General features: G+C 68.3%; 15 protein-coding genes. 8 read left to right on the forward strand and 7 right to left on the reverse strand.

Translation table 11 applies throughout. From position 1 onward, the window contains the following. Positions 1 to 28: 28 nt before the first annotated feature. From MOQ72_RS10445 to MOQ72_RS10475, 7 genes are all read right to left on the reverse strand, one after another. A complete protein-coding gene (locus MOQ72_RS10445) occupies positions 29 to 868 on the reverse strand; it encodes a carbohydrate ABC transporter permease (RefSeq protein ID WP_242182462.1) in 840 nt (279 codons plus the stop codon). Next, complete coding sequence (locus MOQ72_RS10450) at positions 861 to 1,826, reverse strand: carbohydrate ABC transporter permease (RefSeq protein ID WP_242182465.1); 966 nt, start codon at positions 1,824 to 1,826, stop codon at positions 861 to 863. The genes MOQ72_RS10445 and MOQ72_RS10450 overlap by 8 nt, the downstream gene beginning before the upstream one ends. Next, complete coding sequence (locus MOQ72_RS10455) at positions 1,823 to 3,133, reverse strand: ABC transporter substrate-binding protein (protein ID WP_242182467.1); 1,311 nt, start codon at positions 3,131 to 3,133, stop codon at positions 1,823 to 1,825. The genes MOQ72_RS10450 and MOQ72_RS10455 overlap by 4 nt, the downstream gene beginning before the upstream one ends. 126 nt (positions 3,134 to 3,259) lie before the next feature. Further along, positions 3,260 to 4,279, reverse strand: coding sequence for a LacI family DNA-binding transcriptional regulator (locus MOQ72_RS10460; RefSeq protein WP_242182468.1), 1,020 nt, complete (start codon positions 4,277 to 4,279; stop codon positions 3,260 to 3,262). Positions 4,280 to 4,358: 79 nt separating this feature from the next. Next, positions 4,359 to 5,768 (reverse strand): xylulokinase, encoded by a 1,410-nt coding sequence (xylB, locus tag MOQ72_RS10465; RefSeq protein ID WP_242182471.1) that lies wholly within the window; start codon positions 5,766 to 5,768, stop codon positions 4,359 to 4,361. A gap of 132 nt (positions 5,769 to 5,900) precedes the next feature. Beyond that, positions 5,901 to 7,067, reverse strand: coding sequence for a xylose isomerase (gene xylA, locus MOQ72_RS10470; RefSeq protein WP_242182473.1), 1,167 nt, complete (start codon positions 7,065 to 7,067; stop codon positions 5,901 to 5,903). Between the two features lie 70 nt (positions 7,068 to 7,137). Beyond that, positions 7,138 to 8,421 (reverse strand): ROK family transcriptional regulator, encoded by a 1,284-nt coding sequence (locus MOQ72_RS10475; protein ID WP_242182475.1) that lies wholly within the window; start codon positions 8,419 to 8,421, stop codon positions 7,138 to 7,140. 303 nt (positions 8,422 to 8,724) lie between these two features. Here MOQ72_RS10475 and MOQ72_RS10480 point away from each other — a divergent pair, with 303 nt between their 5' ends. The 8 genes from MOQ72_RS10480 to MOQ72_RS10515 all read left to right on the forward strand — a co-directional run bounded on the left by MOQ72_RS10480 (position 8,725) and on the right by MOQ72_RS10515 (position 17,522). Then, a complete protein-coding gene (locus MOQ72_RS10480) occupies positions 8,725 to 9,732 on the forward strand; it encodes a LysR family transcriptional regulator (RefSeq protein ID WP_242182477.1) in 1,008 nt (335 codons plus the stop codon). 191 nt (positions 9,733 to 9,923) lie between these two features. Beyond that, the gene (locus tag MOQ72_RS10485; RefSeq protein ID WP_242182479.1) at positions 9,924 to 11,264 is read left to right on the forward strand and encodes an ABC transporter substrate-binding protein; all 1,341 of its coding nucleotides are present in this window, start codon (positions 9,924 to 9,926) and stop codon (positions 11,262 to 11,264) included. Between the two features lie 30 nt (positions 11,265 to 11,294). Continuing rightward, positions 11,295 to 12,218: a carbohydrate ABC transporter permease gene (locus MOQ72_RS10490; protein WP_242182480.1), complete on the forward strand. Its 924-nt coding sequence runs from the start codon at positions 11,295 to 11,297 to the stop codon at positions 12,216 to 12,218. Continuing rightward, positions 12,208 to 13,056: a carbohydrate ABC transporter permease gene (locus MOQ72_RS10495; RefSeq protein ID WP_242182482.1), complete on the forward strand. Its 849-nt coding sequence runs from the start codon at positions 12,208 to 12,210 to the stop codon at positions 13,054 to 13,056. Before MOQ72_RS10490 ends, MOQ72_RS10495 begins: the two co-directional genes overlap by 11 nt. 39 nt (positions 13,057 to 13,095) lie before the next feature. Further along, the gene (locus MOQ72_RS10500) at positions 13,096 to 13,944 is read left to right on the forward strand and encodes a VOC family protein (protein WP_242182484.1); all 849 of its coding nucleotides are present in this window, start codon (positions 13,096 to 13,098) and stop codon (positions 13,942 to 13,944) included. Further along, on the forward strand, positions 13,941 to 14,897 hold the full coding sequence (locus MOQ72_RS10505) for an aldo/keto reductase (RefSeq protein WP_242182486.1): 957 nt from the start codon (positions 13,941 to 13,943) through the stop codon (positions 14,895 to 14,897). Before MOQ72_RS10500 ends, MOQ72_RS10505 begins: the two co-directional genes overlap by 4 nt. Before the next feature lie 20 nt (positions 14,898 to 14,917). Then, positions 14,918 to 16,342: a GH1 family beta-glucosidase gene (locus tag MOQ72_RS10510; RefSeq protein WP_242182487.1), complete on the forward strand. Its 1,425-nt coding sequence runs from the start codon at positions 14,918 to 14,920 to the stop codon at positions 16,340 to 16,342. Beyond that, a complete protein-coding gene (locus MOQ72_RS10515) occupies positions 16,329 to 17,522 on the forward strand; it encodes a mandelate racemase/muconate lactonizing enzyme family protein (RefSeq protein WP_242182489.1) in 1,194 nt (397 codons plus the stop codon). Before MOQ72_RS10510 ends, MOQ72_RS10515 begins: the two co-directional genes overlap by 14 nt. Positions 17,523 to 17,595: the final 73 nt, after the last annotated feature.

The raw sequence follows: 17,595 nt of genomic DNA on the forward strand, positions 1-17,595 counted from the left end.
CTCGACCGGTGGAACAAGTACCCGCGCCTCACTTGACCGCGCCTGCGGTGAAGCCTCGCACTAGATACCGCTGGAGCAGCAGGAAACCGATGACCACCGGGATGCTGACGACCAGCGACGCCGCCATCACCTCGTTCCAGTACACGGAGGTCTGGGTGGAGTACTCGCGCAGCCCGACGGCCAGGGTGCGCGAATCCGAGTCGGTCATGATCGAGGCGAACAGGGTCTCGCCCCAGGCGGTCATGAACGCGTAGATGCCCACCGCGGCGATCCCCGGTCTCGCCGCGGGCAGCACCACCCGCAGCAGTGCGCCCACCGGACTCGCTCCGTCGATCAACGCCGCCTCGTCCATGTCCTTCGGGATGGAGTCGAAGTAGCCGACCAGCATCCAGACCGAGAAGGGCAGCGAGAACGTGAGGTAGGTGATGATCAGCCCGAGTTGACTGCCGTAGAGGACGATGCCGGTCGCCTGGCCGATCGTGGCGTAGAGCAGGTAGAGCGGGAGCAGGAACAGGATTCCGGGGAACATCTGGGTGGACAGCACCACCATGCGGAACATGTTGCGCCCGCGGAAGTTGAACCGGCTGATCGCGTAGGCGGCGAACACCGCGATCGCCAGCGACAGCGCCGCCGCTCCCAGCGACACCACCGCGCTGTTCACGAAGTAGTCGGCCAGCGAGATCGTGGACCACATGTCGACGAACGGTTCGAATGTGATGTTCGTCGGCAGCCACTTGAACTCGTCCTGCACGTCGGACAGCGGCTTCATCGCCGAGGTCACCATGACGTACAGCGGCAGCACGGTGAACAGCGTGAGGAAGATCAGTCCGACCACTCGGAGGGCGCGGTACCAGTTCGGCTCAGACATCCTTCAACCTCCGCGACGTGAACGCGAGGTATCCCGCGGTGATCACCAGCAGGGACAGCAACAGGAGTGTGGACATCGCCGATCCCAGTCCGAAGTTCCAGGTGAGGAAGGAACTGTTGTAGATGTGGATGGACAGCACGCTCGCCGAGGACGGCACCGACTGGTCGAACAGCGTGTAGGGCACGTTGAAGTCGTTGAACGTCCACAGGAAGAGCACCAGCACCAGCACCTGGTTCACCGGGCGCAGCATCGGGAGGGTGATCGAGCGGAACTGCTGCCACACCCCGGCACCGTCCACGGTGGCCGACTCGTAGACGTCTGCGGGAATCGACTGCATCCCGGCCATCAGGACCAGGAACGCGAAGGGCCACAACCGCCAGACCGCGGTGATCACCAGGCTGCCGAAGGCGTTGTCGCCTAGCAGCCAGAAGGTGCCGCCACCGAGTCCGAGGTCGCCCAGCACGGTGTTGACCATGCCGTCGCTGCGGTCGAGCATGAACTTCCAGATCATCACCGCCGTGTAGACCGGCAGCGCGTAGGGCACCAGGAACAGCGCGCGCAGCACCGCCCGGCCGGGGAACGCCCGTTGCAGCAGCGTCGCCGCGAACACGCCCAACACCCAGCACAAGCTGACGGTGACGATCGAGAAGGCCGCCGTGATGGCGAACGAGCGCAGCAGCTCCACGGCCACCGCGCTGTTGAAGTTCAGCGCGAACCCGAAGTTGTCCAGTCCGGCGAAAGGTGCGTTGATCCAGTCCCGGAGGTGGAACTGGGTCAGTTCGAGCACGCTCATCCACAGTCCGCCGAGCATCGGCACCAGGTGCACGAGCAGCTCGAACAGCAGCGCGGGAGCGATGAGCAGGTAGGGCAGCGCCTGCCTGCTCGGCGTCCACTTCCGGCGCTGCTGCGGCACTTCGGGCAGCGGTCGCGGACGCGACGCGGTAACGGTGCTGGTCATGCCCCGGTCCCCCGCATCTTCTGCTCGGCTTCGGCCAATGCCGCTCGCACGTCGTCTTCGTCCACCGGGCGCCCGGTGGCGATGGTGGCGAACAGGTCCCGCATCGCCGCGCCGACGGTCGTCTCGAACTGGGCCTCGTTCGGGATCATCGGCATCGTTTCGGCCGCGTTCGCCAGCACGTCGCTGAACATCTGGTTCTTCGGGGTGTGGAAGGCCGGATCGTCGTAGGCGTCCTCGACCACCGGCAGGGTGCCGTACTTCTTGTTCAACGACGCCTGGACTTCCTTGCTGGTGAGGAATTCGACCAGTTTCAGGGACTGCTCGCGGCGCGGGCTGTCGGCGAAGACGGCGATGTTCGAACCGGCGACGTGGCTGCGCACCTCGCGCCCGCCGCTGGGCAGCGGATCGGGCATCGGCAGCGGCACCGCGCCGTAGTCCTCGTCGGCCATGCCGTTGTCCTGCAAGGTCGGGATGATGCTGTTCTGCGCGATCAGCATCGCGGCCTGGCCGTCGGTGAAGTCCTCGGCCGCGCCCGGGGAAGTGCCTTCTTCGGCGTCGTCCGGGTCCACCACCCGCTCCGCGCCCATCAGGTCGAGGTAGCGCTGCACGCCCGCGACCGCCCCCGGCGACGCGAAGTTGGGTCCCTGCGCGTCGATGAGGTGCGCGCCCTCCTGACCGCCGAACATGAACGCGAAGTGCGCGTTCTCGGTGTAGCTGGCGCCGGCGATCGTCAGGCCCCAGCGGTTGCGCGCCGGATCGGTGAGCCGCTTGGCGGTGTCGAGGAACTCCTGCCAGGTCCTGGGCGGCTCGGTGATCCCGGCCTCGGCGAACAGCTTCTTGTTGTAGAACACGCCGTAGGACAGCCCGTACAGCGGCAGCGAGGTCGGCACCTGGCCTGCCATCCCGGTGGAGCTCATGCTGCTGTCCAGGAAGCGTTCCCGGCCGCCGAAGCGATCCATCAGCGCGTCGTCGAACGGCACGAAAGCGCCGGTCGCCTGCAGCGATGCGGCCCAGGTGTTGCCGAGGTTCACCACGTCCGGGCCCACGCCGGAGGTCGCCGCGCCGAGTATCCGGTTGAGCAGGTCGGACCAGGAGATGACCTCGACGTTGACCTTGATGCCCGTCTTGGCGGTGAACTGGGCCAGTTCGTCGCTGAGGATCGCCATGTCCTGTTCGGCGTTCTTGCCCTGATTGCTCGCCCAATAGGTGATCGTGTTGTCGTCCTCGGCCGCGGGCGCGCAGCCGGTCAGCGCGCTGGCGACCAGGGCCGCGGTCAGCGACAGCGCCGCGAGTGAGCGTCTGAACACGAAACGACTCCTCGTCGAGTCAACGGAACCCGTCGTTGGGCCCGCGACTCAAGCTAGGCACTTAACCGGTTAATCAGAAGACCGGGAAATTGCCGTAATCATGTCGTTACGATCGGTCGCCTCCGCTCACCCCACGGGTGCGGCGGCGGTGCTCGTCCGTGGCACCAGTCGACGCCGCGTCAGTTCGGCGTCGTCGGCGACGCCGGTTTCGACGAGCTCCAGCAGCATTCGCGCAGCGGTGGCCGCATCGTTGACGATGTCGTGCGCGAAGGCCGACAGCGCGGGACGCACCACGCGGCACAGCATGGAGTCGTCCCACGCCAGCACCGAAAGCTCTTCGGGAATCCGGATTCCGAGTTCCACGGCGTGCACCACCGCCGCGACCGCCATCACGTCGTTGTCGTAGATGATCGCCGTCGGGGGATTCGGGGTTGCGAGCAGGCGGCGCGTGGCGCGCACGCCGCCCTCTTCGGTGTACTCGCCCCGTTCGTGGCTCACCGCGAGACCGGGCGATTCGCGGACGATGCGGTTCAGGACTTCCTCGCGCCGAACCGTGTGCCGCAATTCCGGCGGACCCTGCACGTGTCCGATCCGCCGATGGCCGAGCCCGGTAAGGTGTTCGATCGCGCTGCTGACGACATCGTTCTCATCGACCCGAAGCACTGGGATGCCCGCCATCGGCTCAGCGGTGCCGAAGAACACCGCTGGCGTCCCCAGCTCGCGCAGCAACGCAGGACGCGGATCGGACACTCGGAGGTCGGTCGCCAGCACGCCGTCCACCCGCCGCTCCGCCCACCAGCGCCGGTAGGTGGCCAGTTCCGTCGCGGTGTCAGCGGTCCACGCGAGTTGCAGGGAAAACCCGTGCACCGAAAGGGTTTGCTCCAGACCGGTCACCATCTGCATGAAGAACGGCTCGGTGCGCAGGTCCTCCGGCGACCGGGTGAGCACGATCCCGACGCTGGCCGCCCGGTCGTTGGACAGCGCGCGGGCCGCGCTGTTGGCCCGCCACCCCATGGCGGCCGCGACGTCGAGGATCCGGTCCCGCGTCTGCGCCGAAACCCCGGCCCGACCGTTGAGCGCGTAGGAGACGGCGGCCTTCGAAACGCCGACCTCGCGGGCGATGTCGATGATCGTCGGCCGCTTCACCTGGAACTCCTTCCCAGCGCAGCCCCGCCCGAATTTCGCTGAATTCGGGCGCTCCGCCGCCCAGGTTATCTTCCGGTCGTCAGAACCCGTGGATCTGGCGGCGTGCCCGCGCGTAGCTCGCCCGGACCTCGGCGCCTTCGTCTGCGGCCGTCACCTCGTTGCGGGTGGCTTGCGGTGTCCACTGTGGAGGTTCGGTCGCGCCGGACAACGCCCAGGCCGCTTGCTTGGCAGCACCCAGCGCCACGTATTCCGCTTGCTCCGGGATGTCCACGTCCGCGCCGAACAGCGACGGGGCGATCGCCTGGACGGCCGACGACTGGGCGGCTCCGCCGATCAGCAGGACCCGGCGAATCTCCACGCCGGTGTCCCGCAACGCCTGGATGGCGTCGGCCATGCCGCACAGCATCCCCTCGACCGCGGCTCGGGCCAGGTTCTCGGGCGTCATGTTCGCCCCGGTCAAGCCGACGAGCGTGCCGGTCGCGTCCGGGAGGTTGGGGGTTCGTTCGCCTTCCAGGTAGGGCAGCAACGTCAGCCCGCCCGCACCAGGTGCGGCGCGCAGCGCGAGCTGGTCGAGGCCAGCCAGGTCGGTGCCGAGCATGCGCGCGGTGGAGCTGAGCACCCGAGCCGCGTTCAGGGTGCACACCAGCGGCAGGTAGCGGCCGGTGGCGTCGCAGAATCCGGCCACGATCCCGGTTTCGTCAACGCTCGGCTGCTCGGCGACGGCGGACACCGCTCCCGAGGTGCCCAGCGAGACGATGACATCACCGGGGCCCGCCGCGAGCCCGAGGGCTCCGGCCATGTTGTCGCCGGTACCGGCACCGAGGACGGCGCCTTCGAGACCGGGCAGCGTCACGTGGCCCGCCTGCTCGGCGGGACCGAGGATTTCGGGCAACCGCGGAGTCCGGCCGCGCATGGCGTCGCTGAGCAGATCCGGCAGCCAGTCGCTGGTGGCGGGGCTGAAGTAGCCGGTGCCCGACGCATCGCCCCGGTCGGTGCAGGCGCGTTCCGGGCGTCCGGCGAGCAGCCAGTTGAGCCAGTCGTGCGGGAGCAGCACCCGGTCCACCCGATCGGCGTGCTGCGGCTCGTGCTCGGCCAGCCAGGCGAGTTTCGTGATGGTGAAGCTGGCGACCGGCACCAGGCCGGTCCGGCTGGCCAGCACGTCCGCCCCGTGCCGCTCGATCAGGGCACGCGCCTGCGGTGCCGATCGGGTGTCGTTCCACAGCAACGCGTCCCGCACCGGTTCACCGGCGGAGTCCAGCGCCACCATGCCGTGCTGTTGGCCCGCCACCGCGATGCCCTCGACCCGGCCCGGCGCTTGCGCCACCGCGCGTCCGATGGCGTCCTGCCCGGCCTCCCACCAGGCCCAGGGGTCGACTTCGGTGCCTTCCGGGTGCGAACTCCTGGCCTGGGCGACGACCTGACCGGTGTCGGCGTCGACGACCAGGGCCTTGGTGGACTGCGTCGACGAGTCGACGCCCAATACCAGCATCGTGGACCTTCCTTCGCGATCAACAGGCCGGGTCGGCTGCACACCGACCGGGCCGGATGTCCGGACTACTTGGAGGAATTCGGTTCCACTCGCGCCCCTCGGGTGAGCGGAACCGAATTCACGCAGCGGATCTCACCGAGCCGGGACGCCCATCAGGTGGTCCAGGGCGAGCTGGTCGAGGCGCTCGTAGTGCATCCCGCGCGCCGCGGCCGCTTCGACGTCGAACTTGTCGTCCGCGAGCAGGTCGGCGGCCGTTTCGCCGCTGGTCAGCGTGGGGGTGGCCAACTCGTTGACGCGCGATGCCTCGATCGCCTCCTTGACCCGCGGATCGGCGCGGAACGCGGCGGCCCGCTCCTTGAGGATCAGGTAGTTGCGCATGCACCCGGCCGCCGAGGCCCAAACCCCGTCGTAGTCCTCGGTGCGCGGCGGCTTGAAGTCGAAGTGCCGCGGACCGTCGTAGCCAGCCGACTCCAGCAGGTCGACCAGGAAGAACGCGTTCTTCACGTCCCCGGCCCCGAAGCGCAGGTCCTGGTCGTACTTGATGCCGTGCTGGCCGTTGAGGTCGATGTGGAACAGCTTGCCCGCCCACAGTGCCTGGCCGATGCCCTGCACGAAGTTGAGCCCGGCCATCTGCTCGTGCCCGACCTCGGGGTTGACGCCGACCATCTCGGGGTGTTCCAGCCGTTCGATGAACGCCAGCGCGTGCCCGACCGTCGGCAGCAGGATGTCGCCGCGCGGCTCGTTGGGCTTGGGCTCCAGGGCCAGCCGCAGGTCGTGGCCGCGATCGCGGATGTACTCGCAGACCAGGTCGATGCCTTCCTTGTACCGGTCCAGCGCGACCCGGACGTCCTTGGCGGCGTCCGTCTCGGCGCCTTCCCGGCCGCCCCAGGCCACGAACGTCTTCGCGCCGAGCTCGGCGGCCAGCTCGACGTTGCGCAGCACCTTGCGCAGCGCGAAGCGCCGCACGTCCCGGTCGTTGGCGGTCAACGCGCCATCCTTGAACACCGGGTGGCTGAACAGGTTCGTGGTGACCATCGGCACGACGATGCCGGTCTCGTCCAGCGCGGCGCGGAAGCGGGAGATGATCCGGGTCCGCTCGGCGTCGGCGGAACCGAAGGGAACCAGGTCGTCGTCGTGGAACGTGATGCCCCACGCGCCCAGCTCGGCGAGCTTGTGCACCGCTTCGACCGGGTCGAGTTCTGCTCGGGTCGCCTCGCCGAACGGGTCGCGGCCCCGGAAGCCGATCGTCCACAGCCCGAACGAGAACTTGTCCGCCGGGGTCGGGGAGTAGTCGGTCATGACCATTCCTCCTAACTTCGTTGGTTTGCGTGCCTTGCTGTCCATTGCGGACAAACGTTGGGTGGCCAGGTCAGTCGGCCGCGGCCGGTACCGCGCCCCTGGCTGGAATGCGCAGCGGGTTCTGCAGGACCTCCTCGATGACGATGCTGGTGGCGCCGCGCACCGCGGCGGTGAACCCGAAGGTGGAGGCGGTGATGCGGCAGGCCGCGGCGTCCCCGGCGACGGCCCGCGCCCGGAGTTCCCGCATCGCGGTCGGGACCAGGTACGGCGCGACGGTGCCGAGGTAGCCGCCCAGCACCACGGCATCCGGGTTGAGCAGGTTGACCAGCACGGAGATCCCGATGCCCAGCCACCGGCCGACCTCCTCCAAACCGGCCAGCGCCTGCGGGCCGCCGTTCTCGGCGCGTTGCAGCAGCGCGTGCGCTTGCTCCTGGGGGTCGCACTCGTCGGCCGCGAGATCCGGTGCCGCAGCTTGGAGCACGGCGCGCAGACCGATCTTGGTTTCCAGACACCCGTGGCGTCCGCAGCCGCACGGCTGCCCTTCGGGATCGACCGGGATGTGGCCGATTTCGCCGCTGAAGCCGCTGGATCCGCGCAGCAGTCGGCCGTCGGTGATCAAGCCCGCGCCGATGCCGACCTCGCCGGTGAGGTAAACCAGGTCTGCGGTGGGGTCCGGGGTGCAGTGCCACTCCGCCAGCGCGGACAGGTTCGCCTCGTTGTCCACCACGATCGGCGCGCTGGTGCGTTCGAGCCGGTCCCGCAGCGCCTCGGCGATCGGGATGGAGCGCCATTCCAGGTTTGGCGCGTAGCGCACCTTCCCGGCCGGGACGTCCACCAGGCCCGGCACCGCGACCGCGATTCCGGCGAGGTACGAGCCCGCTCGCCCGGATTCGGCTCGTTCCAGTTCCGCGATGGCATCGAGGGCGAGCTTGGCCAGCCGGTCGATGGTGCTTTCCGGGCTCGCGTGCATGGCGTCGAATCCGAGGCGCTGCTGCACGACGACCCGACCGGCGAGGTCGGTGCCCCGTGCGGCCAGGTACTTCGAGTTGATCTCAAGTCCGAGCGCGGTGATCTCGCTGCCGTCGAGCTCCAGCGAACGCCCAGGTCGGCCGACCGCGCCGTCCCGGCGAAGCCCGCTCTCCCGGATCAGGCCGCGGTCGAGCAGATCAGCCGCGAGGTTGGACACCGTCGCCTTGGTCAGCCTGCTGCGCGCGGCGATCTCCGCTCGCGAGGCCACGCCCGCGCGCCGGATCTCGTCGAGCACCCGAGCGAGGTTCGCCCGCCGAACGGCCGTCTGGTCGACGCCTGATGACGCGCCGCGCCAGCCGACTTCGCCGGTTTCCCGCTCGGGCACACCCACCTCCTAATAAGTATGGAGTCGAAACTAATACTTCGGAGCTTCTCGACGCAACTACTCCGCTAGCTATCGCGGCACTGGGTGGACTTTCGTTGGTCGCCGCGATCGCAGATGACATCGAGGAGACCCGGTTCATCGGCTACGGATTGGACTCGTTAGTTCACGTATTGAACTAATAGATTGATCGTGCTGGCGTCCTCACCCGCTCCCGGAACGAGCCGCACGAGGTCCGCCCACGCGCACTGTTCGGTGCGGTAGTGCTGCGCATACGATCACCTACCCGTCGAACGAGGAAGTGCGATGGACTTCAGCAGGGTGCAGAACTACCGGATCGAATGGCTCGTCAGCTTCGTCGCCGTCGCGCACCACGGCGGCTTCTCGGCCGCGGCCAAGGCCCTGTACCGGTCGCAGCCCCGGATCAGCAGCCACATCGCGGACCTGGAGCAGGCACTGGGAGTTCGGCTGTTCGACCGGACGGTGCAGCCGGTGGGGCTGACGCCCGAGGGACGCGCACTGCTGCCGCACGCCCAGGAGACCCTGAACCGGTTCGAAGCACTGGTCGACGCGGCCTCCGGCGAGGCCGGATCGGTGCGCGGTGAGGTCCGCCTCGCCGTCTACCCGAGTGCGGGCGCGTACCTGTTCCCGCTGGCGGTGCGGCAGTTGTGGCGGACCCATCCGCACCTCAACCTCGTGCTGCGGGAGGGGCAGACGCTCGACATCGGCGCGGCGCTGTGCCGGGGCGACGTCGACCTCGCCGTCCGCCCGCTGCTGCCGCTGGTCGGCGACAGCGGACTGGCCTGCACGCCGCTGTGGCGGGAGCCGCTGGTGGCGATGTTCCCGCGCGGCCACGGGCTCGCTTCGACCGAAGGCGTTTGGCTGAACCAGATCGTCGGCACGCGGTTGGTGACGCTGGGGGAGAGTTCGGACGAGCGATCGCACCAGTTCGAGACCGACCACGCCTTCGCCGAGGCCGGTCTGAGCCCGACCATCGCGTTCCAGACCAACCAGCCGCAGACGCTGGTGTCGATGGTCAACCACGGCCTGGGCGTCGGGATCACCAACAGCCTGGCCATGCAGCAGGCCAACACCGACGGCGTGCTGTGCGTGCCGATCCTGGACGCGCACTGCCACCGGACCGTGGCGCTGTGGTGGCGCGCCGATCAACCCGGTTCGACGGCCGTGGAAGCCGTTCGCACGGCGTTGCTGTCGTTGCCGCGCCCGCGGTTCGAGTGGGCGACCGATTCCGGCGAGGTCACCGCGACAGGCGGTAACGGCGTCGGGTCGGAGCTGCCCGTCCGGCCGTTCTGAATCCCGCGTTTCGGCGCCGTTGCGCTGGGGTTGCGCTGGAGAAGCCGAATAGGGGCGATTCGCTACGGAGATGTTTCATTGACGGTTCCGCGGTGTCGGGGTCAAGCTCTCGGCCACGTGTGATCGTCGAGCCCCGTCCCGCATGACGCAGCTCCACCGGGGCCCGCATCGAGTACCCCCGTGGAGTTTCGATGGATCCGAACACGCCTGCCAGCCCGAACGATTCACCAGGTCCTGCCACGCGGGGTACGTCCCGGCGCAACGTGCTCCGCACCGGGCTCGTCGGCAGCGCCGCGCTCGCGGCGGGCCCGCTGCTGTCGGCTTGCGATACGCCGGGCGGCGCCACGGCGAGCGGGAAGACGAAGATCCGGCTGTGGACCTGGTACACGCAGCAGCGCGAGCAATGGTCGCAGTTGATCGACGAGTTCCAGCGCACCCATCCCAACATCGAGGTGGAGAACCGGCTGTTCGGCAACACCGACTCGTACCTGCCAGCGCTGCAGGCGACCGTCTCCGCCGGTAATCCACCGGACATCTTCGGGCCGCACGTGCTCGCGGTCGAGTACGGCAAGGCGGGGGTGACCGCGGATCTGCGCGGCGAACTCGGATCCGACTTCGTGTCCGGATTCTTCCCATCCACCAACGAAGCCTTCGCCGACGGCGGCAAGCAGTACGCCCTCGGGTGGATGGCGCAGACCTTCGGACTGCTCTACGACCCGGAGATCTTCCGGCAGGCGGGCGCGGACGTGCCGGAGACCTGGGACGAGTTGGTCGAGACCGCGAACCGGATCCGGACGGTGACGAACAAGCAGGCGCTGGTCGTCCGCAACAACCCCGGTTCGGCCGGGCTCGACTTCTTCCTGCCGTTGATCGCCCAGGTCACCGACGATCCGCGGCTGGTGATCGATCTCGATCAACGACGGCGCGGCGCGCGTTGGGACAGTCCGCCGGTCATCGAGGCGTTGCGCAAGGTCGAGACGCTGCTGAAGACCGAAACCATCGCACCGAACGGCAATGCCCTGCAGGAGGAAGCCGCGCAGCGGATGCTGTTCACCGGTGCGGCGGCGATGCTGTTCGCCGGGTCCTGGGTGCCGCAGGACCTCCAGCAGTCCGCGCCACCGGAATTCGTCCAGCGGTGCCAGGTGATGCCGGTTCCGGCGTGGGCACCGGGACATCGGCATTGGACCGCCAACCAGTGCGGCGCGGCGCTCGCGGTGAGCGCCGTCAGCAAGAACAAGCAGGCCGCGCTGGAGTTCCTGACCTTCGCCTACGAGTCGCAGCGCTACGCGCGGATCATGAACCAGTCCACCAGCATGCCCGCGACCCGGCAGGCCGCCGAGCAGGTCGCCGACCCGGTGCTGAAGCAGATGACCTCGTGGCTGGTCAACGGAGACGGCGCCCCGCACATCCTGTTCGGCAAGGGCTCCTCGGCTGCCGCGTCGAACGCGTTCGCCGGGCTGATGGGCGGTCAAGCCTCGCCGGAGCAGACCGCGCGGGCGATCCAGGTAGAGGTGGAACGGACCGGTCGCTGACATGACGATGACAGCTGGAGGAGGTGTCCGGTGACCTCAGCGGTGTCGCGGACCGGACGGGCCGGGCAACGGCTTCGCCGCGGTGCGGTGGGCTACTTGTTCGTCCTGCCGATCGTGGCGTTCTTCGTCGTGTTCGTGGGCGCACCGTTCGTGCGGTCGGTGTACCTGAGCCTGACCGAGTGGTCGGGCTACGGGGTGCCGAAGTTCGTGGGCCTGGGCAATTTCGCCGAAATGGTCGCGGATCCGGTGTTCTGGCGAGCGCTGGCCACGACGGTGCTGTTCACCGCGGCGACCACGGTGCTGCAGACGGTAGTGCCGCTGTTGGTCGCGGTGCTGGTGAACAAGGGCTGGCGAGCCGGTGTGGTGTTCCGGACCGTGTTGTTCATCCCCGCGGTGATCTCCTTCGTGGTCACCGCGGTGCTCTGGCAGCTGATGTACGACCCGAACGTCGGGGTGATCAACGAATTCCTCCGCGCCGTGGGATTGGGCGAGCTCGCCCACGCGTGGCTGGCGGATCCGGCCACCGTGCTGCCCGCGCTGGTGCTGGTCTCGCTGTGGCGGGTGCTCGGCCTGTTCATGCTGATCTTCCTGGCCGGGTTGCAGACCATCCCGACGGGCCTCTACGAGGCCGCCCGCATCGACGGCGCGACACCCGTGCAGCAATTCCGGCACGTCACCGTGCCGATGCTGCGCAGGGTGACGGCGGTGGTGGTGACCCTCAACCTCATCGACGGCTTCAAGACCTTCGACCTGATCTACGTGATGACCGGTGGCGGGCCGAACCGCGCCTCGGAGGTGCTCGGCACCTACCTGTACGGCCTGGCGTTCGGCTCCAGCGCGGGCGCGGTCCCGGCGCTGGGGTACGCCACCGCGATCAGCATGGTGATCTTCGTGCTCGCCATGGCCGCCACGATCGTCCAGCTGCGCTTGGGGAGAGTCCGCGATGTCCGTTGACACAACCAGCCAGCAGCGACGCCTGTTCGTCGGCCGCCTCGGCGGCTACGGGATGCTCGTGCTGCTGTCCGCGGTGACGGCCGCCCCGCTGCTGTGGATGGTCCTGACCTCGGTGCGGCCGCCGAACACGGTCTTCGGCGGCAGCCTGATCCCGGAGAGCTTCACCCTCGACGCGTACCGACGCGCCTGGCTCGAACTGGACTTCGGGTCGCACTTCTGGACCAGCATGTGGCTCACCACCGGCACCTGCCTTTTGGTGGTGGCGCTGGCGACGCTGGGCGGGTACGCCTTCGCGAAGCTGCGCTTCCCAGGCAGGCAGATCATCTACGTGACGCTGCTCTCGACGCTCATGCTGCCCGCCACCGCGATCATCATCCCGCTGTTCCTGGAGCTGAAGGCGTTCAACCTGCTGGACACCCGGCAGGGCTTGCTGCTGGTCTACGTCGGGATCTCGTTGCCGTTCTCGATGTTCCTGATGCGGGCGTTCTTCGAGACGCTGCCCGACGAGCTGGTCGACGCGGCGCGCGTGGACGGGGCGGGCGAGTTCACCATCTTCTGGCGGGTGATGCTGCCGCTGGCCGCACCCGGCGTGGCGACCGTGGTCATCTTCCAGTTCATGCAGACCTGGAACGAGTTCCTGTTCGCCCAGACCTTCTTGCAGACCCCTGCCTACCTCCCGCTGCAACCGGTCCTCTACAGCCTCATCGGCCAGTACGCCACGGACTGGACGATGCTGACGGCCTCGCTGACCATGTCGGTGCTGCCGGTCATCGTCGTCTACGTGCGTCTGCAGCGGAGGTTCATCGCGGGCCTGACCGCGGGCGCGTTGAAGGACTGACCCGTTTTCCGCCGAATCCACCGAGCAGGGAGGCAGCACGTGACCGAATCCCCGAAGATCCAGCACTTGGAGATCGGTTGCCGCGATCTGTCGCGGTCACTGGAGTTCTACCAGGGATTGCTGGGTTTCCAGACCGCGGTGGACGTCGCCGAACCGCAGCGCCCGGACGTGCGCTGGCTCGACGCCGGAGCCGCCCGCTTGCGGCTGGTCGAGATCGCCGACGGTGATCTGGGCGGTTGGTCCCCGGATGACCTGCAGTGCGGTCTCCGGCACTTCGGCATGAAGGTCGGCGATGTGGACGCCCAAGCAGGGCGCCTGCTGGACGCCGGAGTGCGGTTCACCAAGGAACCGAAGGATGCCCACGGCGGCGTGCGGATCACCTTCTTCACCGATCCGGACGGAACGCTGCTGGAATTCGTCGAAGGCCACCTGGAGCACGACAAGACCTGGTCACCGGAGCTCGCCGAACTGGATCGGGTGGCACACCGGGACCGGCCGCGCGACGCTGGCCCGACCTTCGACCACGTCGCGGTGTCCGCACCGAATCTTGAGGCCGCGCTGGAGTTCTACGTCGGCGCGCTGCACGCCACGGTGATCGGGCAACTGTTCTTCGAGGCCGATCCGCGCGGATTCGTCATCACCAACCTCCAGGTCGGCCCGGCTGTGGTGGAGCTGTTCACCTTCGCGGAGCAGACCGAGCCCAACCCGTGGTCCCCGGATAATCCGCGCGTTGGCCTGCGCACCATCGGACTTGGCGCGTCCGACCCCAACACCGCGATCGACGCGATGACGGCGGCAGGTGCGGGCCCGGTGTTGGAGGCGACACCCACCGGTCAGTTGCTCGCCGACCCGCACGGCCTGCCGCTGACAGTGGTGACCGCTCGATGAGCCCCGAACCGGCGCTGCTGCGCCGCCCGCTCGGCAAAACCGGGCTGGCCGTCACGCCGTTGTGCGTCGGAGGCGGTCCGCTCGGCAGCATGCCGCAGAACTTCGGCTACGAGGTTCCTGCCGAGCGCGGCGTGGACACCGTGCGGCAAGTGTTCGCCAGTCCGATCAACTTCTTGGACACCTCCGCCAGCTACAGCAATGGCGACAGCGAACGCCGGATCGGTGCCGCGCTGGCCGAGACTGGCGGTGTGCCAGCTGGTTTCGTGCTGGCGACCAAAGTGGACCGCGACACCACCAGCGGCGATTTCTCCGGGGACCAGGTGCGCCGGTCGGCGGAGGACAGCCTGCGGCGACTCGGACTGGACCAGGTCCCGTTGCTGTACCTGCACGATCCGGAGCACATCTCCTTCGAGGCGGCGATGGCCCCGGCCGGGCCGGTGGAAGCCCTCTTCCGACTGCGCGACGAGGGGATCGCCCAGCACGTCGGGGTCGCTGGCGGACCGGTGGGACTGCTCGCCCGGTTCCTCCGCGAGGCGCCGTTCGAGGCGCTGATCACCCACAATCGGTGGACGCTGGTGGACCGCAGCGCAGACGACCTGATCGACGAGGCGGTCGAACAAGGCGTCGGCGTCGTCAACGGCGCACCGTTCGGCGGCGGGATCCTGGCCAAGGGAACGAAATCGGTGGCCTCGTACGCCTACCGGGCTGCGGACGCCGAGATCGTAAGCCGGGTTCGCGAGATGGAGCACGCCTGCCAGCGGTACTCGGTGCCGCTGGCCGCAGCCGCCCTGCAGTTCTCGCTGCGCGATCCGCGGATCACCTCGACCATCGTTGGCATCTCCCGGCCCGAGCGGGTTGCGGAAACCCTCCGGCTGGCGCGACACCCGATACCCGAACAGCTCTGGGCGGAGCTGGGGCCGCTCGCGGCTCCACCGAAGTACTGGCAGTGGTGAGGCGACCTCATGGAGGACATGTGACGATCGGCGATGGGGCTGGTGTGCTGCGGTTCCCGGACGGATTCGGCTGGGGCGTCGCGACCGCGAGCTACCAGATCGAAGGCGGAGTGCGCGAAGGCGGCAGGGGCGAGTCGATCTGGGACCGGTTCGCGCACACCGAAGGCAAGGTGTTGGGCGGCGACACCGGCGACGTGGCCTGCGACCACTACCACCGCTACCGCGAGGACGTGGCGCTGATGGCCGAGCTGGGCGTCACCCACTACCGGTTCTCGCTGGCGTGGCCGCGGTTGCAGCCCGACGGGTCCGGAGCGCTCGATGCGGCCGGACTCGACTTCTACTCGCGGCTGATCGACGAGCTGCTGGCGGCCGACATCGTGCCGTGGGTGACGCTCTACCACTGGGATCTGCCGCAGCGGCTGGAAGACGCCGGTGGCTGGCCAGAGCGCGACACGGCGCACCGGTTCGCCGAGTACGCGGCGCGGGTGCACGAGGCGTTGGCCGATCGAGTGCGGCACTGGACGACGCTGAACGAGCCCTGGTGCGCGGCCTTCCTCGGCTACGCCGAAGGACGCCACGCCCCCGGACGGCAGGACCACGCGGCGGCATTCCGCGCGGCGCACCACTTGCTGCTAGGACACGGCTTGGCCGTCCGGGACATGCGGGCGAACCAGCGGGACAGCACCTTCGGAATCACGCTCAACCTCTACCCGGTGGATCCGGCCAGCGACACCGAGCAGGACCGCGATGTCGCTCGCCGGATCGACGGCCTGATGAACCGGCTGTTCCTGGATCCGCTGCTGCGCGGCGGTTATCCAACCGACGTGCTGGGCGATGTCGCGCCGGTGCTCGACACCAGCCACATCCGGGCCGACGACGAGCAGATCATCGGGCAGCCGTTGGACTTCCTCGGCGTCAACTACTACACGCGGCACGTCGTGGCCGCCGGGCCGCAGCCGAAGGTGTGGTCGCCCGGTCAACCGGCCAGTCCCTGGGTGGGCAGCTCCGACATGATCAACGTCAAGCGCGGCCTGCCGACCACGGACATGGGCTGGGAGGTCGATCCCGCCGGACTGCACGAGGTGCTCACCCGGCTGCACCGCGAGTACGGCCCGATTCCGCTGCACGTCACGGAGAACGGCGCGGCGTACCCGGACGAGCCGGACTCCGCCGGGCAGGTCCGCGATCCGGATCGGGTTCGCTACCTGGAGCAGCACTTCCGCATCGCGCACCAAGCCATCGCGGACGGCATCGACCTGCGCGGCTACTTCGTGTGGACGCTGCTGGACAACTTCGAGTGGGCGTGGGGCTACACCAAGCGATTCGGATTGGTGCACGTCGACTACCCGACGCAACGCCGGACACCCAAGGACAGCGCGCGCTGGTTTGCGCGGGCAGCGCGGAACAACGGGTTCGAGGTGCGGGAGCGAAATGAAGATCACTGATCTGCGGTGCGCGGTGCTCGGTGGCAGCCCGATCGTTCGGCTGATCACCGACGAGGGGATCGACGGCTACGGTCAGATCGAGTCGGCCAAGCCCTACCTGAAGCCGGTCGTCGAGATGTACCGGGACTTCCTGGTGGGGGAGGATCCCACCGACGTCGAGCACTGCATGCTCAAGATCCGCCGCTTCGCCGGGTTCAAACCCTGGGGCAGCGCGGTGAGCGCGATCGAGCTGGCGCTGTGGGACATCACGGGCAAGGCCGCTGGCCTGCCGGTCTACAAGCTGCTCGGCGGCAAGGTGCGGGACCGGGTGCGCGTCTACAACGGCGGAGTGCGGCCGAAGATGACCGGACACACGCCGGAGGACTACGCGGCGAGCATGCGGCAGATGAAGCAGGCGTCCGAAGGCTTCACGCTCATCAAACAAGGCGTCGCGTTCCACGGCCAGATGGCCGTCAACGTGCCAGGTTTCAGCTACGGGGAACTGCGCACCGGACCGCGCAATCCCAACCGCGGCGGGCTCACCGAGCACGGCTTCAACCACGTCGTGGAATGCGTGACGGCGATGAAGGAAGTCCTCGGCGACGAGGTCGGGCTGGCGCTGGACATGGGACCGGGATGGTCGGTCGCGGACGCGATCCGGGTGGCGCGCGCATTGGAGCCGTTGCAGATCGCCTGGCTCGAAGACCTGCTGACCGGTGACTACGTGCCGTGGGTGCACCCGGAGCTGTACCGGGAGGTCACGGTGGCGACCAGCACGCCAATCCACACCGGCGAGCAGATCTACCTGCGGCACAACTTCAAGCAGCTGATCGACACCCAGGCGGTCCGCGTGATCGGGCCAGACCCGTGCGACGTGGGCGGCATTGCCGAGCTGAAGTGGATAGCGGAGTACGCGGATCTGCACGGCATCTCGATCGCCCCACACGGCGTGCTGGACGGCCTGATCGGGCTGGCGGCGCTGGTGCAGGTGTCCGCCACGCTCCCGGACAACTTCATCGCGTTCGAGTACCCGGTAGCGGAACCGAACTGGTGGTACTCGATCGTCAAGGGCCTACCGGACCCGATAGTGCGAGACGGCTTCATCGAAGTCTGGGACCGCCCCGGTTTGGGAGTCGAGTTCATAGTGGAAGAAGCCCGCCGCTACCTGGAACCGGAGGACGCCGGGTTCTTCGACGACTGAGCCGGGGCGGGCACCTGTCGTGCTCGTGAGTGATTGCGCCGGTAAGAAACGGAATTCCCACTGACGAGCACAA

This window comes from Saccharopolyspora soli (genome assembly GCF_022678645.1).
Lineage (GTDB): Bacteria > Actinomycetota > Actinomycetes > Mycobacteriales > Pseudonocardiaceae > Saccharopolyspora > Saccharopolyspora soli.